General features: G+C 58.3%; 21 protein-coding genes. 18 read left to right on the top strand and 3 right to left on the bottom strand.

Annotated features, from left to right (window positions below):
* Positions 1-282: 282 nt before the first annotated feature.
* Positions 283-498, bottom strand: a complete 216-nt coding sequence (locus KMP13_RS07485) for a DUF1127 domain-containing protein (RefSeq protein ID WP_215265225.1) — start codon at positions 496-498, stop codon at positions 283-285.
* Positions 499-796: 298 nt separating this feature from the next.
* Between KMP13_RS07485 and KMP13_RS07480 the strand changes: the two genes are divergently transcribed.
* The 9 genes from KMP13_RS07480 (at position 797) to murD (ending at position 11,770) form a co-directional block, all read left to right on the top strand.
* Positions 797-1,864, top strand: coding sequence for an Mrp/NBP35 family ATP-binding protein (locus KMP13_RS07480; RefSeq protein WP_215265224.1), 1,068 nt, complete (start codon positions 797-799; stop codon positions 1,862-1,864).
* 759 nt (positions 1,865-2,623) lie between these two features.
* On the top strand, positions 2,624-3,115 hold the full coding sequence (gene mraZ, locus KMP13_RS07475; protein WP_215265223.1) for a division/cell wall cluster transcriptional repressor MraZ: 492 nt from the start codon (positions 2,624-2,626) through the stop codon (positions 3,113-3,115).
* Positions 3,116-3,127: 12 nt separating this feature from the next.
* Entirely contained in the window at positions 3,128-4,114 is a 987-nt protein-coding gene (gene rsmH / locus KMP13_RS07470) for a 16S rRNA (cytosine(1402)-N(4))-methyltransferase RsmH (RefSeq protein ID WP_215265222.1), read from the top strand.
* Positions 4,111-4,458 (top strand): cell division protein FtsL, encoded by a 348-nt coding sequence (gene ftsL, locus KMP13_RS07465; RefSeq protein WP_215265221.1) that lies wholly within the window; start codon positions 4,111-4,113, stop codon positions 4,456-4,458. Before rsmH ends, ftsL begins: the two co-directional genes overlap by 4 nt.
* Positions 4,455-6,239 carry a peptidoglycan D,D-transpeptidase FtsI family protein gene (locus KMP13_RS07460; protein WP_215265220.1) on the top strand — a complete coding sequence of 595 codons (1,785 nt, stop codon included), beginning with the start codon at positions 4,455-4,457 and terminating at the stop codon, positions 6,237-6,239. Before ftsL ends, KMP13_RS07460 begins: the two co-directional genes overlap by 4 nt.
* 15 nt (positions 6,240-6,254) lie before the next feature.
* Complete coding sequence (locus KMP13_RS07455) at positions 6,255-7,739, top strand: UDP-N-acetylmuramoyl-L-alanyl-D-glutamate--2,6-diaminopimelate ligase (RefSeq protein WP_215265219.1); 1,485 nt, start codon at positions 6,255-6,257, stop codon at positions 7,737-7,739.
* Positions 7,736-9,142 (top strand): UDP-N-acetylmuramoyl-tripeptide--D-alanyl-D-alanine ligase, encoded by a 1,407-nt coding sequence (locus KMP13_RS07450; protein WP_215265279.1) that lies wholly within the window; start codon positions 7,736-7,738, stop codon positions 9,140-9,142. Before KMP13_RS07455 ends, KMP13_RS07450 begins: the two co-directional genes overlap by 4 nt.
* A gap of 16 nt (positions 9,143-9,158) precedes the next feature.
* Positions 9,159-10,241, top strand: a complete 1,083-nt coding sequence (mraY, locus tag KMP13_RS07445) for a phospho-N-acetylmuramoyl-pentapeptide-transferase (protein WP_215265218.1) — start codon at positions 9,159-9,161, stop codon at positions 10,239-10,241.
* 131 nt (positions 10,242-10,372) lie between these two features.
* The gene (gene murD / locus KMP13_RS07440; protein WP_215265217.1) at positions 10,373-11,770 is read left to right on the top strand and encodes a UDP-N-acetylmuramoyl-L-alanine--D-glutamate ligase; all 1,398 of its coding nucleotides are present in this window, start codon (positions 10,373-10,375) and stop codon (positions 11,768-11,770) included.
* Positions 11,771-11,829: 59 nt separating this feature from the next.
* Here murD and KMP13_RS07435 read toward each other — a convergent pair whose 3' ends face one another.
* Together KMP13_RS07435 and KMP13_RS07430 are read right to left on the bottom strand one after the other, a co-directional pair.
* Positions 11,830-12,339 (bottom strand): GNAT family N-acetyltransferase, encoded by a 510-nt coding sequence (locus KMP13_RS07435; protein ID WP_251363724.1) that lies wholly within the window; start codon positions 12,337-12,339, stop codon positions 11,830-11,832.
* A gap of 92 nt (positions 12,340-12,431) precedes the next feature.
* Positions 12,432-13,610, bottom strand: a complete 1,179-nt coding sequence (locus KMP13_RS07430) for an NAD(P)/FAD-dependent oxidoreductase (protein WP_215265215.1) — start codon at positions 13,608-13,610, stop codon at positions 12,432-12,434.
* Between the two features lie 179 nt (positions 13,611-13,789).
* Here KMP13_RS07430 and ftsW point away from each other — a divergent pair, with 179 nt between their 5' ends.
* The 9 genes from ftsW (at position 13,790) to ftsA (ending at position 23,829) form a co-directional block, all read left to right on the top strand.
* The gene (gene ftsW, locus KMP13_RS07425; protein ID WP_215265214.1) at positions 13,790-14,959 is read left to right on the top strand and encodes a putative lipid II flippase FtsW; all 1,170 of its coding nucleotides are present in this window, start codon (positions 13,790-13,792) and stop codon (positions 14,957-14,959) included.
* 22 nt (positions 14,960-14,981) lie between these two features.
* Positions 14,982-16,073, top strand: a complete 1,092-nt coding sequence (locus KMP13_RS07420; protein WP_215265213.1) for a UDP-N-acetylglucosamine--N-acetylmuramyl-(pentapeptide) pyrophosphoryl-undecaprenol N-acetylglucosamine transferase — start codon at positions 14,982-14,984, stop codon at positions 16,071-16,073.
* A 2-nt stretch (positions 16,074-16,075) separates the two neighbouring features.
* A complete protein-coding gene (gene murC, locus KMP13_RS07415) occupies positions 16,076-17,473 on the top strand; it encodes a UDP-N-acetylmuramate--L-alanine ligase (RefSeq protein WP_215265212.1) in 1,398 nt (465 codons plus the stop codon).
* A gap of 9 nt (positions 17,474-17,482) precedes the next feature.
* Positions 17,483-17,722, top strand: coding sequence for a DUF2484 family protein (locus tag KMP13_RS07410; RefSeq protein WP_215265211.1), 240 nt, complete (start codon positions 17,483-17,485; stop codon positions 17,720-17,722).
* Between the two features lie 75 nt (positions 17,723-17,797).
* Positions 17,798-19,438 carry a hypothetical protein gene (locus tag KMP13_RS07405; RefSeq protein WP_215265210.1) on the top strand — a complete coding sequence of 547 codons (1,641 nt, stop codon included), beginning with the start codon at positions 17,798-17,800 and terminating at the stop codon, positions 19,436-19,438.
* 111 nt (positions 19,439-19,549) lie between these two features.
* Positions 19,550-20,470 carry a UDP-N-acetylmuramate dehydrogenase gene (gene murB / locus KMP13_RS07400; RefSeq protein WP_215265209.1) on the top strand — a complete coding sequence of 307 codons (921 nt, stop codon included), beginning with the start codon at positions 19,550-19,552 and terminating at the stop codon, positions 20,468-20,470.
* Between the two features lie 215 nt (positions 20,471-20,685).
* On the top strand, positions 20,686-21,609 hold the full coding sequence (locus tag KMP13_RS07395; protein WP_215265277.1) for a D-alanine--D-alanine ligase: 924 nt from the start codon (positions 20,686-20,688) through the stop codon (positions 21,607-21,609).
* The gene (locus KMP13_RS07390; protein WP_353055691.1) at positions 21,597-22,493 is read left to right on the top strand and encodes a cell division protein FtsQ/DivIB; all 897 of its coding nucleotides are present in this window, start codon (positions 21,597-21,599) and stop codon (positions 22,491-22,493) included. Before KMP13_RS07395 ends, KMP13_RS07390 begins: the two co-directional genes overlap by 13 nt.
* 1 nt (position 22,494) lies before the next feature.
* Positions 22,495-23,829 carry a cell division protein FtsA gene (ftsA, locus tag KMP13_RS07385; RefSeq protein ID WP_215265208.1) on the top strand — a complete coding sequence of 445 codons (1,335 nt, stop codon included), beginning with the start codon at positions 22,495-22,497 and terminating at the stop codon, positions 23,827-23,829.
* The last annotated feature ends 249 nt before the right edge of the window (positions 23,830-24,078 follow it).

Below are 24,078 nucleotides of genomic sequence, written 5' to 3'. Positions count from 1 at the left end.
ACACCAGGGAGGAGGAGAGGTGCCGTCGCTTTATTTACATCAGAGCAAAGGGAGGAGGAGGCCCCGATGTATTTATGGCCAATTGGCCGTTGTTGGATCGCGACGACACCAGGGAGGAGGAGAGGTGCCGTCGCTTTATTTACATCGGAGCAAAGGGAGGAGGAGCCCCGATGTATATATGGCCAATTGGCCGTTGTTAGGTCGCGACGACATCAGGGAGGAGGAGGATGTCGTCGCTAAAGTACAGGCCCTAGGGAGGAGGAGAAGGACCTGATCTCTGAATTAAATATCGTCGTAGGCCGCTTCAAGGGCGACACGTTTGATCATGCTGCGCGACAGACCCAGATCGACCAGGTCTGCATTGCTCAGCGCGCGAAGTTCGTTCAGCGAGGTGCGGTACAGGCGGTATGCTTTCCACTTGGCAACCAGAGCAAAAACCAGGCCGGAGTTCACAGTGTTGGACAGTGCGCTCGGTGTGATGTTCAGTGCAGTTGCCATGTCTACCATCGCTTTCTTAATGTTTCGTCTTCGTCTCTGTTGTGATTGAAAATAAACAATTGCTGCATTCGCACAATATCAGACTTGGCAAGCCCGCTATGCGGTTTGTGCATGGGTCACAGGATTGGCCACCACCGCGATTGGATCGAGTTTGCCGCGAATTGTCGTGGATGCGTTTTTTTTAATACGTGGTTGGATTTTATTGCCACAATCGAGCGAAATTCGTTGCTTTGCCTCTATTGGGCCTTGCTGAAACTGGATCTATATGTGCGGAACGCGGGAAAGTGATGTGGATAAAATGGAAAATTTGATTCGAGAGACGCTGAATCGCTTGCCCTACCCTGGTGAGGGCACGTTGATTTCCAACGACATTGTACGTGCGTTGCGGGTTGAGGGCGACCAGGTATCTATGGTGCTTGAGGCACCTAACGCCGCTGTTGCGGCGCAGATGGAGCCTTTGCGGCGCGCGGCCGAAGCTGCAGTTCTTGCGATTGACGGGGTTGAGGCGGTCTCTGTTGTGCTGACAGCCCATCAATCCAGTGCTCCGGCGCCTGCGCCAAAGGGTGGGCTTAAGTTCGGTGGACATATGTCACCGCAAGCGGGGCAGATGCGTCCCTCCGGCGTGGATCGCATTCTGGCTATCGGTTCTGGCAAGGGCGGTGTCGGTAAGTCCACCGTCAGCGCGAACCTTGCTGTGGCACTGGCGCGTCAAGGGCGTCGGGTTGGTTTACTGGATGCGGATATCTATGGGCCCAGCCAGCCGCGAATGATGGGCGTGTCCAAACGCCCAGCGAGCCCGGATGGCAAGACGATTGAACCTTTGCAGGCCCATGGCGTGACCGTCATGTCGCTTGGTCTGATGGTGGAAGAGAAAGAGGCGATCATCTGGCGCGGTCCCATGTTGATGGGCGCCTTGCAGCAAATGATGACCCAGGTGAACTGGGGCGAGCTGGACGTTCTGCTTGTGGATCTGCCGCCGGGCACCGGTGACGTACAGTTGACCCTGTGCAGCAAATCCGACCCCACCGGCGCGATTGTAGTCAGCACGCCGCAGGATGTCGCGCTGCTTGATGCCCGCAAGGCGCTGGATATGTTTGCCAAGCTGAAAACGCCGGTTCTGGGCCTGATCGAGAATATGTCCTTCTTCACATGTCCTGACTGTGGTGGAGAGCACCACATTTTTGGGAATGGCGGCGTCGCGGCCGAGGCCGAGGAGATGGGCATCCCGTTGTTGGGTGTGCTGCCGATTGATCTGGAGACCCGCTTGGCAGGGGATGCTGGTCGTCCCGTGGCGCTTGGCGATAGCGCGATGGCGGAGGCCTATATGAAAATGGCCCAAGGTTTGGTGCAGGGCGGCATGGCCTAACGTCCCCAGGCCTAACGTCCCGAAGTTTTGTTCCGAAAATGGGATGAGATGGGACGTGCTGGCGAATTTGGGAAATTACGGCACTTTTGGGAAAACACGGGAACCCGTCGCACGTTTGTGGGGCGGGTTCTTTCTATTGTGCGCTGGGATTTTGTGGGCGGCATGGGAAATGCAGGGAATTTCCGAAAATTTGATGAAGCGAATCACCTGAATTGGGCGTTTTGGGTGGATTTTGCCCGGTGGTGTGAGAACTTATGGGGAACGTGTGTTTTCGCAGATCGAGGTTGGCGGCAGTGGCGGGAATTTATGGGAACTTTTTGCATGTCTCGGTGTGTGTCTATATGTAGTGATTTAGTTCAAATTGCCCACTACATTGACCGAAATGTGACTGAAATGAGGCGCCAAGCTGAGTGGTTCATGGGTGTGTGTGCTCATATTCGGGGCTCTATTTAGAAAATAATAGTTGTCAGCCCATTAATTCCCATAGTATCCCTATCTACATCGAGAGACGGAGAGCTGGGGCAGCAAACGACCCCAACCAAAACTAAAAAATAGCAGGTTTCATACAGGCCTTCGCTTTTTCGACAAAAGAGAGATCCGGCGCGCGGGCGAGCAGACATCCCCCCAGGTGGCGCGCGCAGTCGGACACCCGCTCAGCGGGACGTGGAGGCGGGTTGATCAGTGGCAGCAGATCAACCCGCCCCTTTTCATTCTGGGGGACGGGACAGCGCCAAAAGGCGCGATATAAGGAGCGGTCGTTTGGGTCGCAGGTTCAGAGGCGAAGGCCACCACAAGGTGGATGCAAAGGGGCGGGTATCCATTCCAGCTTCCTTTCGCCGTGTGCTTGAAGCCTCGGATCCGAACTGGCAGCCCGGCGGCAATCCTGAACTGGTCATTGTCTATGGCGATCAGCGCCGCACCTACCTAGAGGTCTACACGATCGAAGCCATCAACGAGGTGGACGACAAGATCGACGCCTTGCCGCGCGGCTCGATGCAGCGCAAGATGCTGCAACGCATGTTCCACGGGCAGTCGTTCCCAACCAATGTGGACGAGACGGGTCGACTGGTCCTGCCTGCAAAGCTGCGCAACAAGATCGAGCTGGATAAAGAAGCGTTCTTTATTGCAGCGGGCGATACCTTCCAGATCTGGAAGCCTGAGACTTATGATGCCGAAGAGCTGGCTCAGGAAGAGAAATGGATGGAAGAGCTGCCCGAAAATTTTGATCCGATGGAGTTTCTTGATGGCTAAGGTAGCTGGGTTATGACGCAGACCGGGGGGAATGCACCGCATATTCCAGTGTTGTTGAGACCGCTTTTAACTGCGGTCGCCCCCGTTTCGGGGACTTGGCTTGATGGAACATTTGGCGCAGGCGGCTACAGCCGTGGCCTGCTGGAGGCCGGAGCCGATCATGTCATTGGCGTGGACCGCGACCCGCTTGCCTTGGAAATGGCTGCAAGCTGGAAGGATCAATACAGCGCGCGTCTGACGCTACAGCAGGGCGTATTCTCCAAAATGGACAGTTATGCCTCTGATCTGGACGGGGTTGTGCTGGACCTTGGCGTGTCATCGATGCAGCTCGATCTGGCGGAACGCGGCTTTTCTTTCATGAAGGACGGCCCGCTCGATATGCGCATGTCGCAAGAGGGGCCAAGTGCGGCGGACCTTGTGGCTGAACTGGACGAAGTGCAGCTGGCTGAAATCATTTTCATCTTTGGTGAGGAACGCGCAAGTCGTCGCATCGCCAAAGCCATCGTGCGCGAGCGTGAGATGGAACCGATCACCACGACATTGCGCCTTGCCAAGATTATCGAGGGATGTCTGCCACGGCCCAAACCCGGTCAATCCCATCCGGCAACCCGCAGCTTTCAAGCGCTGCGCATCGCGGTGAATGGCGAATACGAAGAGCTTTTTGAGGGTATGCTGGCGGCTGAACGTGCGTTGAAGCCGGGCGGTTTGTTGGCGGTGGTCACCTTCCACTCGGTCGAAGATCGCATGGTCAAACGGTTCTTTCAGCATCGTGCCGGGCGCACGGGGCGGGCCAACCGCTATGCGCCAGAGCTGGAAGAGACCCCAAATCAGTTTGAACTGGTCACCCGCAAGGCTGTTGGCCCGGATGATGATGAGCTGGCGGAAAACCCCCGGTCGCGCTCCGCGCGGTTGCGGGTGGGGCGGCGCACCGCCGCAGAGCCTGAAGAGATTTCGGCCAAAGAGCTGGGCATGCCGCAATTGAAAGGCGCGCGCCGATGAGAACACTTCTTTACATGGCCACTGCAATCTGCGTTCTGGGACTGGCATTTTGGGCTTATCAGGAAAACTATGCCACGCAGCAGGCCTTGAAGGACACGCGCAGTTTGCAACGTCAGATCGGGGCTGCTCAGGCGCGTCTGAGCGTATTGCGGGCCGAGTGGGCCTATCTCAACCGTCCGGATCGTCTGCGTGAATTGGCCGAGCTGAATTTTGATCGGCTGGGCCTTCAGCCGTTGCGTCCCGACCAATTTGGCCGCGTGGATGAAATCGCCTTTCCCGAGACGGAGCTGGAAATTGAAAACGGCGTTGTTGTCTCGACCCTGAACGCGGAGAGAGAGCCATGATCCGCAAACCCCTGCGCCCCTTGGCCCGTGTTCTGGCGGCCCGAGCGAATGGTGAAAACCCGGATGTGATCGAGCGCGAAAATCTGCGCGAACGCCATGCCGAGATGGCCGTGAAGTCCCGCCAGCGCGCCGAAGGGCGGCTGTTGGTTTTGGGGGTTTTCTTTGTCTGTGCCTTTGCGGCGATTGCCGCACGCATGGGGATGATGGCGACGTCTGAACCGCAAGAGCCGCTGGCCAATGTGGTGGGTGGCACCATCGCCATGCAGCGGGCTGACATCGTGGATCGTCAGGGCCGTATTCTGGCCACCAATTTCGAAACACACTCGCTCTATGCGCAGCCCCCGCAGATGATCGACCCGGCCTACGCGGCGGATGAGCTGGTCAAGATCTTCCCAGATCTTGAGCGTGAGGATCTAATCGAAGATTTCACCGGCAAGCGTAAGTTCCTGTGGATCAAGAAAAAGATCAGCCCCGAGCAAAAGCAAGCCGTGCATGACATCGGCGATCCCGGCCTGATGTTTGGCCCGCGCGAGATGCGTCTTTATCCCAATGGTCGCCTTGCATCCCATGTTCTGGGCGGTGCCGGTTTTGGCAAAGAAGGCGTCAGCGCTGCTGAGGTGATCGGCGTTGCCGGTGTTGAAAAACAGTTTGATGACTATCTGCGTGATCCGGCAAACGGCAATGCGCCGCTGCAATTGTCGCTGGATCTGACCGTGCAAACCGCAGCCGAACAAGTGCTGAGCGGCGGTATGGAATTGATGAACGCCAAAGGTGCGACATCGATTGTGATGGATGTGCACACGGGCGAAGTGGTCTCTGTCGTGTCCTTCCCGGATTTCGACCCCAACGACCGCCCGCGTCCCCCCACAGACGGGTTTGACCCCTCGGTCAGCCCGTTGTTCAACCGCGCGGTGCAAGGCGTATATGAGCTCGGCTCTACCTTCAAGATTTTTGCCGTAGCGCAGGCCTTGGACCTGGGACTAGTGGGCCCGGAAACGGTGATCGATATTCGTGGCCCCTTGCGTTGGGGCAAGCATGCGATCCGTGACTTCCATTATTACGGCAAGGAAATGACGGTCTCAAAGATCATCGTCAAATCCTCCAATATCGGCACAGCACGTCTGGCGCAGCAGATCGGCGTTGCGCAGCAAAAGTCATTCTTGGATCGGTTGGGCCTGTTGGAACCAACGCCGTTTGAAATCGTAGAAGCCCAGGGCGGCCAGCCTTTGTTGCCACCAAACTGGTCTGAACTGTCAGCGATGACGATTTCCTATGGCCACGGGATTTCGACCACGCCGATGCATTTGGCTGCTGGTTATGCTGCGATCGCCAATGGCGGACACTATGTGGCGCCCACGGTTCTAAAACAACAAGGGCCACAATACGCCCACCGGGTCATGTCTGAACAGTCTGCAGCGGCCTCGCGCGAAATGCTGCGCAAAGTGGTCACCGAGGGCACCGCGTCGTTTGCCGAGGTGCCGGGGTATCAGGTGGCTGGTAAAACAGGCACCGCCGACAAGCCGCGTCCGCGTGGGGGCTATTATGATGACAAGGTCATCGCGACCTTTGCCACGATGTTCCCAGTGGATGATCCGCAATATGTTCTGGTCGTGACCTTGGACGAGCCTGAGATTATCGCCCACGGCGAAGAGCGGAGAACCGCCGGTTGGACGGCTGTTCCTGTCGCCGCCGAGATGGTTTCGCGCCTTGCGCCGCTGCTCGGTGTGCGCCCACGCGTTGAACCTGCGAAAGTTACAGGTATAACGCTGACCTCAAACTGACCGTCGAGGGTACCAATGACCGTAGCGAGTGAAGTGCCGCTGAGCCAATTGGGGCTGACAGCCCGTGGAGGAGCGGACCCGATGATCCGTGGTCTTGCAACGGACAGTCGTAAAGTCGGCGAAGGTTTCCTGTTTGCAGCGCTTCCCGGCAGTCAGGTCCACGGTGCGCAATTTATAGAGATGGCGATCGAACTGGGTGCTGGGGCTATTTTGACCGATGTCGAAGGGGCTGCGCTGGCGGCTGAGGTGTTGGACGACGCCCGCGTTGCACAGGCCATCGTCGAAGATCCGCGTCAGGCGTTGTCGGGGGCTGCGGCCCTTTGGTTTGGTGGCCAGCCCCAGACCATGGTGGCTGTGACGGGCACCAATGGCAAAACCTCGGTTGCGAGCTTTGTCCGCCAGATCTGGTCCGAACTGGGTTATCAGGCGATCAATGTGGGCACCACCGGGATCGAAGGTGCCTGGAGCCGCAAGCTGCATCACACCACGCCGGACCCGATCACCCTGCACGCGGCCCTGGCCGAGGCTGCCGCGGCTGGTGTGACCCATGCCGCGATGGAAGCATCCTCGCACGGGTTGGTTCAACGTCGCCTGCACGGCGTGCATCTGGCAGCGGCGGGTTTTACAAATTTCACCCAGGATCATCTGGACTATCACGAGAGCTTTGAGGCCTATTTCGCAGCCAAAGCCAGCCTGTTTCGCAGTGTTCTGCCTGAAGACGGCGTTGCAGTTTTGAACATGAATGACCCGCGCGGCGCGGAAATGCGCGCCGTTGCCGCCGCCAAGGGGCAAGAAATCCTGTCGGTGGGGCTTGGCCTTGGTGATTTGGCGCTGATTGGCACGCGCTATGATGCCAGCGGCCAGGACATCCGCTTTTCCTGGCACGACAAACCCTATGTGGTGCGGCTGAACCTAATCGGCGGCTTTCAGGCCGAAAACATTCTTTTGGCAGCCGGGTTGGTGGTCGCAAGCGGTGAAGAGCCCGACAAGGTTTTTGACACCTTGCAACATCTGACAACCGTGCGCGGCCGGATGGAGCTGGCGGCGACCCGCACAAATGGCGCAACCGTCTTTGTTGATTATGCCCATACGCCCGACGCGGTTGCGACAGCGGTCAAGGCCCTGCGTCCACACGTTTTGGGGCGATTGATTGCCATCATCGGTGCCGGCGGTGATCGCGACACCAGCAAACGCGCCCTGATGGGCGAGGCGGCTCAGGCCAATGCAGATGTGGTGATTGTCACCGATGACAACCCACGTAGCGAAGACCCAGGGGTCATCCGCGCCGCTGTCATGTCCGGCGCGCCGGACGCTTACAATGTCGGCGATCGGGCCGAGGCTATCTTGCGCGGTGTCGATATGCTGGCCCCGGGTGATGCGTTGATTATCTGCGGCAAAGGTCACGAAAGCGGCCAGGTGGTAGGGGACACCATCCTGCCGTTTGACGATGTGGAACAGGCAAGCATTGCCGTCGCCGCACTGGACGGGGGGATCGCCTGATGTTGTGGACCGCACAAGAGGCACAGACCGCCACCGGTGGTCAAACACCCGTGGATTGGGCGGTGAATGGCATCTCAATCGACACCCGCACCTTGCAGCCCGGTGATTTGTTTGTCGCGCTAAAGGCGGCGCGCGATGGGCATGATTTTGTAGCGCAGGCGTTGGAGAAAGGCGCAGGTGCGGCGCTGGTGACCCATGTGCCCGAAGGGGTGAACGCCGACGCGCCGCTGTTGATTGTTGAGGATGTGCAGCGCGCTTTGGAAGATCTGGGGCAGGCGGCACGCGCGCGGACGGACGCCAAAGTGGTCGCGGTGACCGGATCGGTTGGCAAAACCTCGACCAAGGAAATGCTGACATCCATGCTGCGCGATCAGGGCAAAACCCATGCGGCTGTCGCCAGTTACAACAACCACTGGGGCGTGCCGCTGACGCTGGCGCGGATGCCGCGTGATACGGAATTTGCGGTGATCGAAGCCGGTATGAACCACCCCGGCGAAATCGCGCCCTTGGCCCAACAGGCTCGTCCGCATGTGGCGATGGTCACAACCGTCGCCGCCGTGCATCTGGAGGCCTTTGACGACGTAGCGGGGATCGCCCGCGAAAAGGCTGCGATCTTGACCGGGCTGGAACCCGGCGGCACCGCCATCTTGAACGCAGACGTTGAGACCGCAGATGTCCTAGCCCAAGCCGCCGCAGAGCAGGGATGCACGACACGCTGGTTTGGCAAAGCCTCCGCAACGCACAAGCTCCTGTCGGTTGCGACCGAGGGGGAGGCCACCTTGGCGCAGGTCTCAATCGCAGATCAGCCGCATGCGCTGTCGATCCAATCCTTGGGCGCACATTTTGCCATGAACGCGCTTGGCGCGTTGGCCTGCGTCGAAGCCTTGGGCGCGGATGTGAAACGCGCGGTGCAAAGCCTTGCGCTGTGGTCACCGGTCACAGGACGCGGTGCCCGACTGGAGCTTCCATGGGATGACGGCACCCTCACCGTGCTGGATGACAGTTATAATGCCAACCCGACCTCGGTCGCGGCTGCCCTGTCTGTTTTGGCGCTGGTCCCGGCAAAGGGGCGCAAAATTGCGGTTCTGGGGGATATGAAAGAGCTTGGCCCCGATGAAATCCCGATGCACCAGGCGTTGGCCGAATTGGCGGCATTGGATGAGATCGACACTGTTCACGGTGTTGGCCCGTTGATGTCACATCTGCATGCAGCCTTGCCACCAGGCAAAAAGGGCCAGCATTGGCGTGCAACCCAAGACGCAATCGCGCAGCTGCCCTCACAACTAAAAGCAGGCGACGTGCTCTTGGCCAAAGGGTCATTGAGCATCGGACTGGGAAAGCTTGTTGACGCGCTGCGTGATATGAGCGATGCCCGCGCAAATTCCAAAAACAACCATTCGTGAATAGGACCCTTAAGGCATGTTATATTGGCTGACCGCGCTGTCAGATGGGGGCGACCTCTTCAACCTGTTCCGCTATATCACCTTTCGTGCAGGCGGTGCGTTCCTGACGGCGCTGATCTTTGGCTTCCTGTTCGGCAAACCGCTGATCAACGTGCTGCGTAAACGGCAGGGCAAAGGCCAGCCAATCCGTGACGATGGCCCCGAAAGCCACCTGTCCAAAGCGGGCACGCCGACCATGGGCGGCTTGTTGATTGTGGGCGCGCTTGTCACCAGCACATTAATGTGGGGCCGGTGGGACAATCCTTATATCTGGATGGTGCTTCTGGTCACGCTGGGCTTTGGCCTGATCGGCTTTGCTGATGACTACGCCAAAGTCTCCAAACAAAACACCAACGGTGTCTCGGGCAAGATCCGCCTGGCGCTTGGCGTGTTGATCGCGCTTCTGGCGACGATGTGGGCGACCTATTTCCACCCCGAAGGGCTGCAGAACCATCTGGCCCTGCCGATCTTCAAAGACACGCTGATCAATATGGGCCTGTTGTATTTGCCCTTTGGCATCTGTGTGATCGTGGGCTCCGCCAATGCGGTGAACCTGACCGATGGTCTGGACGGGCTTGCGATCATGCCTGCAATGATTGCTGGCTTGACCCTCGGTGTCATCGCCTATGTGGTTGGCCGGGCTGACTTTACCCAATACTTGGATGTGCATTACGTGGAAAACACGGGCGAGATCTTTATCTTTACCATGGCGCTATTTGGCGCGGGCCTCGGCTTTTTGTGGTACAACGCTCCGCCGGCCGCCGTGTTCATGGGCGATACCGGATCGCTGGCATTGGGTGGTGCATTGGGTGCCATTGCGGTGGCCACCAAACACGAGCTGGTTCTGGCCATTGTCGGCGGTCTGTTCGTAGTAGAGGCCCTGTCGGTCATCATCCAGGTGTTGTACTTCAAACGCACCGGCAAACGCGTCTTCCTGATGGCGCCGATCCACCACCACTATGAAAAGAAGGGCTGGGCGGAACCTACCATCGTGATCCGTTTCTGGATCATCGCCCTGATCCTCGCGATGATTGGACTGGCCACGCTGAAAGTGCGCTAAACTCTCGCACAATAAAATCAAAGGGTCGCCGTGGGGCGGCCCTTTTTCGATGTGCTGCCTTGCAAGTGTTTGCGATCTCAGTACAGGGTGGCCGCGACTAAGACGGCAGATTTGAAGAAAAGGGGCGGGGCATGATCCCGGTGGTTGGTTTCAAAGGCGAAAAAGTTGCGGTTCTGGGGCTCGGGCGCTCTGGTCTGGCTACGGCACGTGCCTTGCGCGAAGGCGGGGCAGAGCCGATCTGCTGGGACGACAACACTGCCGCGCGGGAGACGGCCGAAAGCGAAGGCTTCACCTGCCGCAAACTGACCCGCGACGATGCCTTTGATGATATCGCCAGCCTCATTGTGTCGCCGGGCATTCCGCATCTTTATCCCACGCCCAATCCTGTGGTGAAACAGGCGCTGTTGGCTGGGGTGCCGGTCGACAATGACATCGGCCTGTTCTTCCGCTCCTTTGCGACGCGGGACTGGGACAAGTTTGAACAGATGCCCAAGGTTGTCGCGGTCACGGGTTCTAACGGTAAATCCACTACGGTTGCGCTGCTGCACCATATCCTCGAAGAGGCCGGGCGTGAAAGCCAGCTGGCCGGTAACATCGGGCGCGGTGTTCTTGATATTGACCCGCCCGGTGATGGCGGCGTTGTGGTGTTGGAACTGTCCAGCTATCAAACCGACCTTGCCCGTTCGTTGACGCCGGATGTGGCGGTCTTCACCAACCTGTCGCCCGACCATCTGGACCGCCATCACGGCATGGGCGGCTATTTCGCGGCCAAGCGTCGCCTGTTTGCCGAAGGTGGACCGGACCGCGCGGTGATCGGCGTCGACGAGGATGAAGGGCTGTTCCTGGCCGGGCAATTGTCCGAAGGCGCAGCGGATGACCGGGTTCTGCGTGTCTCATCCGGGCAGAAACTCACTGGTCCTGGCTGGCAGGTCTTTGCGCGCAAAGGGTTCCTGAGCGAGTATCGCAAAGGAAGGCAAGCGGCCTCAATCGACTTGCGCGATATGAGCGGTCTGCCGGGCGCACATAACCACCAAAACGCATGTGCGGCCTATGCGGCTGCGCGCGCGCTGGGGCTGGCTCCGCGCCAGATCGAAGGCGCGCTGGCCAGCTACCCCGGACTGCCCCATCGCAGCCAAACCATCGCCGAAGTGGGCGGCGTGCGTTACGTCAATGACAGCAAAGCCACCAATGTCGACAGCGCGATCAAAGCGCTGAGCGCGTTCAAAAACATCCGCTGGATCTGTGGCGGGCTGGAAAAAGAGGGCGGGCTGGCGGCTCTAAAAGGCCAGACAAGCAACGTGCAAAAGGCCTATGTCATCGGCCGCGAAGCCGCCAATTTCGCCATGCAGTTGGATGTAGAGAGCGAGGTCTGCACCACGATGGAGCAGGCGGTTGCGCAAGCCATGCGTGATGCCAACGCCGGTGAAACGGTCCTGCTGGCTCCGGCTGCGGCGAGTTTTGATCAATACAACAGCTTTGAAAAACGTGGTGAGGACTTTGTCGCCCAGGTACAGACGCGGTTGGCGTAATGTCTCGGGTGTCTAGTGTTCTCTAAGGGTGTAACTGATCTGTGTGAGCGACACTATTCTTACGCCACGTGCCGCGAATAAACATTGTTCAGATATTGCTGGTCATCAATGCAAAAATGCGTCTCACCCACATGCTCAAAGCCCTGTGAACGATAGAACCGGATGGCGGGATCATTCTCGGCGTTGGTGGCAAGCCAAAGGGACTTAGCTTGCAAGTGGCGACATTCGGTGAGAGCGGCTTGAAGTAAACGTTTCCCGATGCCTTTTCCATGGTGGCGTGGCTGTACATAAAAGGTCGAGATTTCCACATCTGAACACCCTTCTACCGGGGCTGTGCTTTCTGTGGAGAGGTGTATGAAGCCATCTATGCCTTCTGCGTTATCAGAAACGATGAAGTGCTGAGTGGGGTCAAGTATGAGGGCCTTGATCTTGGACGGTGTGAACTCGTTGAGCGCGTAATCTGCAAACAAAGAATTCACGCCCTTTTTCAAATAGGTTCCAACCCATACCTGGATGGAGATTGCAGCAATGCTGGATGCATCTTCAACATGTGGCTTGCGGAGTGTCATTGCCCAAAGATGGCATGTCATTCTCTGAAATCAATGAGAGATTGAGTTGGTTGGCAATCCAGTGTCACTGAAAGGTTCCAACTCCGCGTATTCTATCCCAGCGCTATCGCCGTGCCCGCCGCAAAACCTGACGCCCAGGCCCATTGGAAATTGTATCCGCCAAGCCAGCCGGTGACATCCACCGCTTCGCCGATCGCATAAAGGCCGCTGTGTGATTTGGCTTCCATCGTTTTGGAGGAGAGTGCGTCGGTTGAAATGCCCCCCAATGTGACCTCGGCGGTGCGATAGCCTTCGGTGCCCGATGGTTTCAGGCTCCACGATGACAACGCATCACAAAGCTCTTGCAAGGCTGCGTCCGAGTGATCCGCAAGGCGGCCCGCGAGGTTCAACTGCGGAGCAAGAAAATCCACCAAGCGAGAGGGTAGGTGTTTGGCCAGCTCGGTTGTCAGCGCCTTGCGCCCGGATGTCTGCCGCTGGTCGCGCAGTTTCTCAAACAAGGTGCCGTCGGGGATCAGGTTCGCGGTGAACGCCTCTCCCTCGTGCCAATAGGATGACAGCTGCAACACGGACGGGCCGGACAGGCCGCGATGGGTGAACAGCAGCGCCTCATCAAAGCTTTTGCGCGCGTTGGACAGGCGGGCGGGCAGGGCGACACCGGCGAGCGGTTTGAACCGTTCCTCAGCAAAGGTAAACGGCACAAGGCCCGCGCGGGTTTCCTCCAGTGGCAAATCAAACTGACGCGCCAGATCATAGGCAAGCCCGGTGGCGCCCATCTTGGGAATGGATTTGCCGCCGGTTGCCAAAACCAGATTGCGGCAGGTGACGCGGGTGGTCTTGTCACCGCGCATCAGGGTGATGTGGAACCCGTCTGAGCTGCGGGTGACGGACTGGACCGATGTCTCAAGCCACAGATCCGCGCCGGCCTGTTTCAGCTCTTGCACCAGCATCGTCACGATCTGTTTAGCCGAACCATCGCAAAACAACTGTCCCAAAGTCTTTTCGTGCCAGGCGATATTGTGGCGATCCACCAGTTCGACAAAGTCCCACTGGGTGTAACGCGCAAGCGCCGATTTGCAGAAATGCGGGTTTTGAGACAGGTAGTTTTCGGCGCTGGCATACATATTGGTGAAATTGCAGCGCCCTCCGCCGGAGATGCGGATCTTCTCGCCCGGATTTTTGGCGTGATCGACCACCAGAACATCGCCGCCTGCGTGGGCTGCGCACATCATGCCGGCCGCGCCAGCGCCAAGAATGACTGTTTGATACTGCATAAAGGGGCATTGGCGCGGATTACTGCCAAAGGCAAGAGGAAGAGACTGGCCTGAGACGAAGTTTGTGGTTACAGTCGCCTTAATGATCCTCTCAAGAGGGCGTATTTGAGGCAGATATAAACAGACCACCCTGCGTAATAGACGTGAATACGGGTGGCAGAAACGGCGGCGGTGAACCCATGACTGAAATGGTCTATGGAGCGGTTCCGGTACATACCGGAGAACCTATTCTTCCCAAATGGTGGCGGACACTGGACAAGTGGACGATGACCTGCATCCTGATCTTGTTTGTGGTCGGTCTGCTGCTGGGGCTTGCGGCTTCGGTGCCCTTGGCCGCGCGCAACGGGTTCGACAATTTCCACTATGTGCAGCGGCAGGCGGCCTTTGGACTGATGGCGCTGATGGCGATGGTGGTGACGTCGATGATGTCGCCGACCATGGTGCGGCGTGCGGCTGTCTTGGGGTTTGCGGGTGCTTTTGTGGCCTTGATGCTGTTGCCATTTCTGGGCACCGATTTTGGCAAGGGCGCTGTGCGCTGGTACAGCCTTGGCTTTGCTTCCGTGCAGCCGTCTGAGTTTTTGAAACCGACCTTCATTGTTGTCGCCGCGTGGCTGATCGCGTCGAGCCAGCAGATCAACGGACCGCCCGGTACGCTGATCTCATTCGGGCTTTGTATGACGGTGGTGATGTTTCTGGTGATGCAGCCGGACTTTGGCCAGTCTTGCCTGGTGCTGTTTGGCTGGGGTGTGATGTATTTTGTTGCGGGCGCGCCGATGCTGTTGCTGGTGGTGATGGCCAGCGTGGTCGTCTTGGGCGGTATTTTGGCCTACTCCTCATCCGAACACTTTGCCCGCCGGATTGATGGCTTCCTGAACCCGGATGTGGATCCAACCACCCAGCTTGGCTATGCGACCAATGCAATCCGCGAAGGCGGTCTGTTTGGTGTTGGCGTCGGCGAGGGGCAGGTGAAATGGTCGCTGCCCGATGCGCATACCGATTTCATCATTGCGGTTGCTGCCGAAGAATACGGTCTGGTCCTCGTGGTGATTGTGATCGCCCTATATATGCTGGTGGTTGTGCGCTCATTGTTCCGCCTGATGAAAGAGCGCGACACCTTTATCCGCCTTGCCGGAACCGGACTGGTCTGCATGTTCGGCGTGCAAGCCATGATCAACATGGGCGTAGCAGTTCGGCTGCTCCCGGCCAAAGGGATGACGCTTCCCTTTGTCAGCTATGGCGGTTCTTCCTTGATTGCTGGTGGAATTGCAGTAGGCATGCTTTTGGCGTTTACCCGCAGCAGGCCCCAAGGCGAGATCGCCGATTTCCTGCGCGGCGGTGGCCGAGGCTAACGGATTACGGAAGACGATTGCTATGGCGCAGAAATTGCTTTTGATGGCTGCTGGCGGAACCGGCGGACATATGTTCCCGGCCCAGGCTCTGGCCGAGGCGATGTTGCGAAAGGGCTGGCGGGTCAAACTCTCCACCGATCCGCGCGGCGCGCGCTACACCGGTGGCTTTCCCCATACCTGTGAGATCGTGCAGGCGGCGTCCTCGACATTCGCGCGCGGTGGACTGCTGGCCAAAGCGCTGGTTGGTCCCAAGATTGCGGCTGGCACCGGAGGCATGGCGCTACAGATGATGCGCGACAAGCCGGACGTTGTGGTGGGCTTTGGCGGCTATCCGTCAATCCCTGCGCTGGGTGCGGCGACGCTTTTGAAGCTGCCGCGTATGATCCACGAACAAAACGGCGTGTTGGGGCGGGTCAATCAGATCTTTGCCAAACGCGTGGCCCAGGTAGCCTGTGGCGTTTGGCCAACCGAACTGCCCGAAGGGGCGACCGGCGTGCATGTGGGCAATCCCGTGCGTTCAGCCGTGTTGGAGCGCGCAGGGGCTGGATACATCGCTCCCGGTGACTACCCAATGGAAATTCTGGTGATGGGTGGCAGTCAGGGCGCGCGGATCCTGTCCGATGTTGTCCCGCCAGCGATCGCCAATCTGCCGATGGAAATCCTGCAACATTTGCGGGTCTCACATCAGGCGCGTGCCGAGGATCACGACCGAGTGTCGGCCTATTATGCGGAACAGGCGATCAACGCGGATGTGCAACCGTTCTTCAACGACGTCCCAAAACGTTTGACCGAGGCGCAGCTTGTGATCTCAAGGTCAGGTGCGTCTTCGGTTGCGGATATTTCCGTGATTGGGCGCCCATCGATCTTGATCCCTTTTGCAGCTGCGGCAGGCGATCATCAATCCGCCAATGCGCGGGGGCTGGTTGACGCGGGGGCGGCTGTGCTGATGCCTGAAAGCGCTATTGACGTTTCTGTTCTGACGGAGCAAATGACCGCAATTCTGAGTAACCCCAAAGCCGCGCTTCAAATGGCGATCGCAGCGCACAGCACCGGCATCCCCGACGCGACAGATCGACTGGTGGCCGAGGTCGAGCGCCTCGCAGAGGAAGGATAAAGATGAACCCTGCAACCAAACTGCCCGGCGACGTAGGTCCGATCCATTTCGTAGGTATCGGAGGGATCGGCATGTCGGGCATTGCTGAGGTGTTGTTGAACCTCGGCTATGTGGTGCAGGGCTCGGATCTGAAATCCTCCAAGATCACTCAGCGTCTGGAAACCCTGGGGGCAACCGTGTTTGAAGGCCAGCGCGCCGAGAACCTAGAAGAGGCTTCCGTCGTGGTGATCTCTTCGGCGATCAAACCCGGCAATCCCGAGCTGGATGAGGCCCGCCTCAAAGGTCTGCCGGTGGTGCGCCGTGCCGAGATGCTGGCCGAGCTGATGCGCCTGAAATCCAATATCGCGATTGCGGGGACCCATGGGAAAACCACCACCACCACAATGATGGCGGAACTCATGGTGCATGGGAAGTTCGACCCCACTGTCGTGAACGGCGGCATCATCCACGCCTATGGCTCCAACGCGCGCATGGGGCAGGGCGAATGGATGGTGGTTGAGGCGGACGAATCCGACGGCACCTTTAACCGACTGCCCGCCACAATCGCTGTGGTCACCAATATCGACCCTGAACATATGGAGCACTGGGGCAGCATCGAAAACCTGCGTCAGGGGTTTTATGACTTTGTCTCCAACATTCCGTTCTACGGCGTCGCGGTTTGCTGCACCGATCACCCCGAAGTGCAGGCGCTGGTGGGGCGGATCTCGGATCGCCGCGTTGTGACCTATGGCTTTAACGCCCAGGCCGATGTGCGCGCGGTCAATCTGACCTACAAACGTGGCGTTGCCCATTTCGACATTCATCTTCAGGCCGAAGACACCGTGATTGAGGGCTGCACTCTGCCGATGCCCGGCGACCACAATGTCTCAAACGCGCTCTCGGCCGTGGCCGTGTCCCGCCACCTTGGCATGCGCTCGGCTGAGATCCGCGAAGCTCTGGCCAAATTCGGCGGCGTCAACCGCCGCTTCACCAAGGTCGGCGAAGTGGACGGCGTCACCATCATCGACGATTACGGCCACCACCCGGTGGAAATTGCAGCCGTCCTCAAAGCTGCGCGTCAGGCAAGCGAAGGCCGCGTCATCGCCGTGCACCAACCGCACCGCTATTCGCGCCTGTCCAACCTGTTCGACGATTTCTGCGCCTGCTTTAACGAGGCGGATGTTGTTGCCATTGCCGAGGTTTTTGCCGCCGGCGAAGCCCCAATCGAAGGGGCAGGGCGCGATGATCTGGTTGCCGGCCTCATCCGCCACGGCCACCGTCACGCCCGCGCCATCCTGAACGAAGACGACCTGGAACGCCTGGTGCGTGAACAGGCCGGTCCTGGCGATATGGTTGTCTGCCTCGGGGCCGGTACCATCTCCACCTGGGCCAATGGCCTGCCTGCCCGGCTTCAGGCATAGGAGGCGCTGGTGAACCTATCCCTGATCCTTGCCTGTGTGTGGGTTGTGACGGCCAATCTGGTTGCCATGTTGCCGAGCAAGGACAACCACTGGACCTATGCCTATATCCTCATCGGCGTCGGCATCCCGCTTTTGGGCTATGTCACCTATGAAAACGGCCCCTGGTGGGGGCTCGCGCTGTTGCTGGCCGGCATGTCAATCCTGCGCTGGCCGGTGATTTACCTGTGGCGCTGGCTGACCCGGCGATAGCGTACCCCATTGCCCACAGGTCCCAGTTGTGTCTAATCTGGTCAAAGATTTGAACACAGCGGATTAAAACGGCCAGTGGTTGAGATTTCAGAGATAAAAGACACCAGGAGTCTTGAAGCTTGGCTTCAGGACAAGCCGAGCGAATTTGCAACAGTCATCGCGGCCCGCAGCGCATTGCGAACTTTGCCCCTGTTCTGGGACTGGAGTCTTTCAGATGACGCACGCAAATCTGGTTTTACAGCGCTGTCCGTCTTGAAGTGCATCTTCGCTGCCGCGGTTGTCTGCCGTTATCCAGGGATATCGTTGAAACACATCGAGATCGATGTGCCAGTAATATTGACCACTCGAGGAAAGGGAATAAATTCCGCTGCATGGGACGCAGGCCATGCCGTGGGTTCTGCTGTTAGGTTGCATGCCGGTCAAGCTGCGAACGCGGCCTATGACGCCGTTTCGGCAGTTTTCTTTTCAAAGTTCTTTACCGGAGAACCGGGCAGCGGTTCTACTAAGGCTCGAAGTCTCGCGGCTGCAACGATTTGGGGCAACGTTCGCTCTGATTGCTCAGCCCTACAGCGCGGAATTGAGTTGTTGTCTTCACCGCTATGGCACGATGAAAACCCGTCGTTTGCGGATCTTTGGCAGGACCTCCGCCCCAAAGTCCTGAGCGCTGAAAACTGGCAACCCGGCGATTGGCGGTTTTGGGTGGAGTGGTACGATCAGATGCTCGACCCCATCGCCAACCCGCCGAAATGGGACCTGCTGGAGCAGGTCGTGACGAAAATCTCATCTGAGATCTGGGACGCTGGACCTGTGTATGTGAGCGAAGCGATTGTCGCCATTCAAAATGAGTGGCACGTAGAAACAAACCTAGACGAACGTATCGCAGCGCAATCGCTGATGCGGGCAGCCCTTTCCGATTTCTCCTTTGACAGCGCGGCGCGTCTGATGAGGATGGTGCCGTTTCCTGAGGATGTTCGGTTCATCGACGACCCTGATCGGCTGCGCAGCTTCTTGTTGGACGCAGACGACTTGCGCGATGAGATTGAAGATTATTCGGCGGCCCTAAAACGAGAAGGGCGCGCTGTTCAAGGCGCGCAATTCATAACCAGTTACCTTGACAAACTGTTGGATGAATTTTCCAAGGCGCGGCAAACGGATCAGCTCAATATCGGAAAGATCGTTCGCTATGGGGCGTTTCTAGATGAGGCCAGACACTCCGAAGAAACGCGCAAGGAATTCGGTTCGCTTTTGATCAAGCCGCTGGTCAATATTTCGGACAATTTGCTTGACCTTACGCGTCGGCATTTGAGCGAGACTTTGATGCGGTTTGCTCCGCTCGACGAGCTCACGCTTGAGGCAGGGACCACGGATTGGGAGTATCTCAATGAGTTGCGACTTGTGCTCACGGATCTTTCGAAGCCAAGTGACCGAACTCCGCTGGATGAAAAAGATCAAGCGGTCCTGAATGACCTTGCAAATGCCGCAGAGCGGGCGATGCAGGCCAAGTCTTCAATCACTGACGGAAACGCACTGGAAGGCGTGTCACGCGAGGTGAACTTTCGACTCGCGCAATTGACCGTGACGTTAGCGCTTTTTGGTGTGCGTCGACAGCGCGCTGATGGCCGCAGCCTTGCTGGCGTCGAGCGCGTTATCGACTGGTTGGTGCGGGTGAAAGACATGAAAGAACTGTTGGAATTGGTAAAGACTTTTCCTCCATAGGCTCGTCTCTGTCGCGACAGGTGGACTGCGGCGACTATCCTCTTTCCTCCCATTCCCACATGCCCTAAACCCATCTCCAGTTTTTCAAGGGCCTTTGCGGCGGGAGCGGGTATGGCAGATCTTCCAACAGTGCGCGGCACATTGACCGAGAACCGCGATCTCTCGGGGTTGACCTGGCTGCGGGTCGGTGGTCCGGCGGATTATCTGTTTCAACCTGCCGATCTGGAGGATCTCGCCCATTTCCTGCGCCATCTTGACCCTACGGTGCCGGTCTTTCCCATGGGTGTCGGCTCCAACCTGATCGTGCGCGATGGTGGTTTGCGGGCGGTGGTGATCCGCCTTGGGCGCGGCTTTAACGGGATCGCGGTTGCGGGCGACCGTGTCACCGCCGGCGCCGCAGCCCTGGATGCGCATGTGGCCAGGAAAGCAGCCGATGCGGGCGTCGATCTGACGTTTCTGCGCACAATTCCGGGCTCCATCGGCGGTGCGGTGCGGATGAACGCGGGCTGTTATGGCTCCTATGTGGCGGATGTGTTCCAGTCGGCGACCCTTGTCACCCGTCAGGGCGAGATCCGCGAGCTCACGGCCGGAGAGCTGAATTTCCAATACCGCCAGTCCGACCTGCCCGAGGGCGCAGTGCTGGTCGCGGCCACGTTCAATGGTGTCATGGGCCGCCCGGATGAGCTGCACGCGCGCATGGACGCACAGCTCAAGAAACGAGATGAGACGCAGCCAACCAAAGACCGCAGTGCAGGCTCAACCTTTCGCAATCCGGCCGGGTTTTCGTCGACAGGGCGCGCGGACGACGTGCATGATTTGAAAGCCTGGAAGGTCATCGACAACGCCGGTCTGCGCGGGGCCACACGCGGTGGTGCGCAGATGAGCGAGAAACATTCCAACTTTATGATCAATACCGGTGGCGCAACTGCCGCAGACCTTGAAGGTTTGGGCGAAGAGGTGCGAAAAACTGTTTACGACGATTCTGGCATCACGCTAGAATGGGAAATCATGAGAGTTGGCGAACCGCTGTAACGAGAATTTGCCCAATCCGGCATCTTGGTTAATGGGCGTTAGGTTTTTACTAACTTTCGTGGCCTAATGGTTAACGGGTCACGCCGCGTTGTATCTTTTCGAGTATTCGCAAGCTGCGCGGTTTGAACCGACTGGGGAACGCCCCCACAAGATTTGCCCGCAAAGGGCAGTAACAATAAGGGGCGCAAATGCCCCGTGAGCTTTCGAGGCGCGGTATGGTGAGTGGGACGAGCACGGCCCTCCCAAAAGTCGCAGTATTGATGGGTGGACCTTCGGCGGAACGCGAAGTGTCCTTGTCAACAGGTCGTGAATGCGCGACCGCACTGCGGGGAGAGGGATATGAGGTTGTGGAGATCGATGCAGGCGGTGACCTGGTCGATCAACTCAAGAATGTGCAGCCAGATGTGGTTTTCAACGCCCTGCATGGTCGCTGGGGCGAAGACGGCTGCGTTCAGGGTATTCTGGAGTGGCTGAAACTTCCATACACCCATTCCGGCGTTCTTGCCTCAGCGCTTGCGATGGACAAACAGCGATCCAAAGAAACGTTCCGTGTGGCGGGACTGCCGATTGCACAAAGCGGTCTGTTTGCCAAAGAGGACGTGGCGCGCGCCCATGTGATGGCCGCGCCTTATGTGGTGAAGCCGAACAACGAAGGCTCTAGCGTTGGCATCTATCTGGTGCATGAAAACAGCAACACCCCGCCGCAGCTGGACACAACGATGCCTGACCAGGTCCTGGTAGAGGCCTTCGTGCCCGGGCGCGATCTGACCGTTTCTGTCCTCGGGGATCGCGCGCTGACTGTGACCGATATTCTGACCGATGGTTGGTATGATTATGACGCGAAATATAAACCCGGTGGATCGCGCCATGTGGTGCCTGCAGATCTGCCGGCTGAGATCTTTGATCTGTGTATGGAGTATGCGGTCACCGCGCATCAGGCGCTTGGGTGTCGTGGCCTCAGCCGCACCGATTTCCGCTGGGATGAGAGTAAGGGCAAAGACGGTTTGATCCTGCTCGAGGTCAACACCCAACCTGGAATGACGCCAACTTCGCTGTCACCGGAACAGGCCGAACACAGCGGTTTGACCTTTGGCCAGCTCTGCGCGGCTTTGGTGGAGGATGCCTCGTGCGATCGTTGATCCAAAGGGTTCTGATCCGGACTTCGGTCCACAAAGTTGACCCCGCCCCCTCCCGTCTGAAGTATCGAATCCAGCGCTGGATGCTTACGCCCGGTATTCGCATGGGCGTCCGCTTTGGCGTGCCGCTCTGTGCGGTTGTCGCAGCGCTCAGTGTTTTCTTGGCGGATGAAGCGCGTCGGGATCTGATTGTCAGCACCGCCAATGAGCTGCGCGCTGAGTTTGAAAACCGGTCAGAGTTTCTGGTCAATGTCATGGCGATTGACGGCGCGGGCCGGGATCTGTCTGAAGATATTCGCGAGATCATGTCGATCGACTTCCCGCTCAGCTCCTTTGATCTGGAGCTGGCTGAGCTGCGCGAGCTGGTCGAAACCCTGGATCCGGTGAAAACCGCCAAGGTCCGCATTCGTCCCGGCGGGATCCTGCAGGTCGACGTGGTGGAGCGCACCCCGGCTGTGGTTTGGCGCACCCGAGATGGTCTGGCGTTGCTGGACGAGTCCGGCGCCTTTGTTGCGGAGCTTGGCAGCCGTGATCTGCATCCTTTGCTGCCATTGATCGTGGGGCGAGGAGCGGATGAACACGTGGCTGAAGCGCTGCAATTGGTGGATGCCTCACGTCCGCTGAACGGGCGATTGCGCGGTCTGGTGCGTATTGGCGAGCGGCGCTGGGACGTGGTTCTGGACCGGGAACAGCGCATTTTGCTGCCAGCCGATGATCCACTGTCCGCCTTGGAACGTGTGATTGCGGTCAGTGAAGTGCAAGAGCTGCTGGAGCGAGATGTGGCAGCGGTCGATATGCGCTTGGCGGCGCGTCCAACTGTGCGTATGACGGAATACGCAGTCGAGAATTGGTGGCACATCAAACAAACCAACGCAGGCAATCCGTAACATGGCAGATCTCTATCAATCACAACGTGCAATGCGGCAGATGCGTCGGTTGGCGATGCAGCGTGGTGTGGTGGCGATCCTGGATGTGGGCAGTTCCAAAATCGCCTGCCTGATCCTGCGCTTTGACGGGCCGGATCGTATGGGCGAAGACGGCTCGGTGGGCGCGCTGGCGGGGCAATCCGGATTTCGCGTCATTGGTGCCAACACTACCCGGTCACGCGGTGTGCAATTTGGTGAAATCTCCGCCATGCAAGAGACCGAACGCGCGATCCGAACCGCTGTTCAAGGCGCGCAGAAAATGGCCGCCGTACGGGTGGATCACGTCATCGCCTGTTTCTCAGGCGCGCACCCTCGGTCATATGGCCTCAACGCGCAGGTCAATCTGGAAGGGCAGGAGGTCACCGAAAACGAGGTGGCCCGCGTTCTGGCGGCGTGTGAAGTTCCGGAATATGGCGGCGACCGCGAAGTGTTGCATGCCCAGCCGATCAATTTCGCCTTGGATCATCGCTCGGGCCTCAGTGATCCACGGGGCCAGATAGGCCATGCGCTGGAGGTTGACATGCATATGTTGACCGTTGATGCGCCGATTGTTCAAAACCTGGTCCATTGTATCAAACGCTGTGATCTCGAACTCGCCGGGATCGCGTCCTCGGCCTATGCCTCGGGTTTTTCCGCTCTCGTAGAAGATGAGCAGGAGCTGGGCGCGGCCTGTATTGATATGGGAGGCGGGTCGACCTCGATCTCGGTCTTTATGAAGAAACACATGATCTATGCCGATGCCGTGCGCATGGGTGGTGATCATATTACCAGCGACATCTCTATGGGGTTGAGCGTGCCAACCGCCAATGCCGAACGGATCAAGACCTTCTGTGGTGGCGTGCAGGCCACCGGTGCCGATGACCGCGATATGATCGATATTGGTGGTGACACGGGCGATTGGGAACATGACCGGCGCACAGTCAGCCGGGCCGAGCTGATCGGAATTATGCGTCCACGTGTGGAAGAAATCCTCGAGGAAGTTCGCGCCCGCCTGGATGCGGCCGGTTTTGAGCATTTGCCTAGCCAACAGATCGTTTTGACCGGGGGCTCCAGCCAGATCATGGGGCTGGATGGGTTGGCTACACGTATTCTGGGACATCAGGTGCGTCTGGGACGTCCGCTTCGTGTGCACGGCTTGCCGCAATCTGCGACCGGTCCCAGTTTTGCCTCCTCCGTTGGGCTTTGTCTGTTGGCAGCACACCCACAGGATGAATGGTGGGATTTTGAAATGCCCGTGGATAAGCACACCCGTGGCACTTTCCGTCGTGCGGTGCGTTGGTTCAAAGAGAATTGGTAATCGGGCGTGACAGCGCCCGCGATTATCGCTAAGACTTCATTAATTGCCGCAGAATGTCGGCACACAGGCGGTCGAGCAGGCCACCAATTTACCGAAAGATGTGCACCGGAGGTTTGCCCTGCGGCGCTTTCGTTCGTTGTGTCTGCTCCGGCGGTTTCCGCAATATCTGCCCTGATCGGCGAAATGCCGCGTTCTTTTACCCTTAAAACGGCCATATTTTGTGGTCGCTTGTGCATTAGGGGATGACGC

The sequence above is a fragment of the Epibacterium ulvae genome (assembly GCF_018678075.1).
In the GTDB taxonomy this organism is placed as follows: Bacteria; Pseudomonadota; Alphaproteobacteria; order Rhodobacterales; family Rhodobacteraceae; genus Epibacterium; species Epibacterium ulvae_A.
Note: the sequence above shows the minus strand (reverse complement) of the source record. Positions and strands in the feature narration are given on the sequence as shown.

Coding starts and splice junctions, on each gene's coding strand:
- KMP13_RS07485 (WP_215265225.1), bottom strand. CDS start 498: ATGGCAACTGCACTGAACATCACACCGAGCGCACTGTCCAACACTGTG.
- KMP13_RS07480 (WP_215265224.1), top strand. CDS start 797: ATGGAAAATTTGATTCGAGAGACGCTGAATCGCTTGCCCTACCCTGGT.
- rsmH (WP_215265222.1), top strand. CDS start 3,128: ATGACGCAGACCGGGGGGAATGCACCGCATATTCCAGTGTTGTTGAGA.
- ftsL (WP_215265221.1), top strand. CDS start 4,111: ATGAGAACACTTCTTTACATGGCCACTGCAATCTGCGTTCTGGGACTG.
- KMP13_RS07460 (WP_215265220.1), top strand. CDS start 4,455: ATGATCCGCAAACCCCTGCGCCCCTTGGCCCGTGTTCTGGCGGCCCGA.
- KMP13_RS07455 (WP_215265219.1), top strand. CDS start 6,255: ATGACCGTAGCGAGTGAAGTGCCGCTGAGCCAATTGGGGCTGACAGCC.
- mraY (WP_215265218.1), top strand. CDS start 9,159: ATGTTATATTGGCTGACCGCGCTGTCAGATGGGGGCGACCTCTTCAAC.
- murD (WP_215265217.1), top strand. CDS start 10,373: ATGATCCCGGTGGTTGGTTTCAAAGGCGAAAAAGTTGCGGTTCTGGGG.
- KMP13_RS07435 (WP_251363724.1), bottom strand. CDS start 12,339: ATGACACTCCGCAAGCCACATGTTGAAGATGCATCCAGCATTGCTGCA.
- KMP13_RS07430 (WP_215265215.1), bottom strand. CDS start 13,610: ATGCAGTATCAAACAGTCATTCTTGGCGCTGGCGCGGCCGGCATGATG.
- ftsW (WP_215265214.1), top strand. CDS start 13,790: ATGACTGAAATGGTCTATGGAGCGGTTCCGGTACATACCGGAGAACCT.
- KMP13_RS07420 (WP_215265213.1), top strand. CDS start 14,982: ATGGCGCAGAAATTGCTTTTGATGGCTGCTGGCGGAACCGGCGGACAT.
- murC (WP_215265212.1), top strand. CDS start 16,076: ATGAACCCTGCAACCAAACTGCCCGGCGACGTAGGTCCGATCCATTTC.
- murB (WP_215265209.1), top strand. CDS start 19,550: ATGGCAGATCTTCCAACAGTGCGCGGCACATTGACCGAGAACCGCGAT.
- KMP13_RS07395 (WP_215265277.1), top strand. CDS start 20,686: ATGGTGAGTGGGACGAGCACGGCCCTCCCAAAAGTCGCAGTATTGATG.
- ftsA (WP_215265208.1), top strand. CDS start 22,495: ATGGCAGATCTCTATCAATCACAACGTGCAATGCGGCAGATGCGTCGG.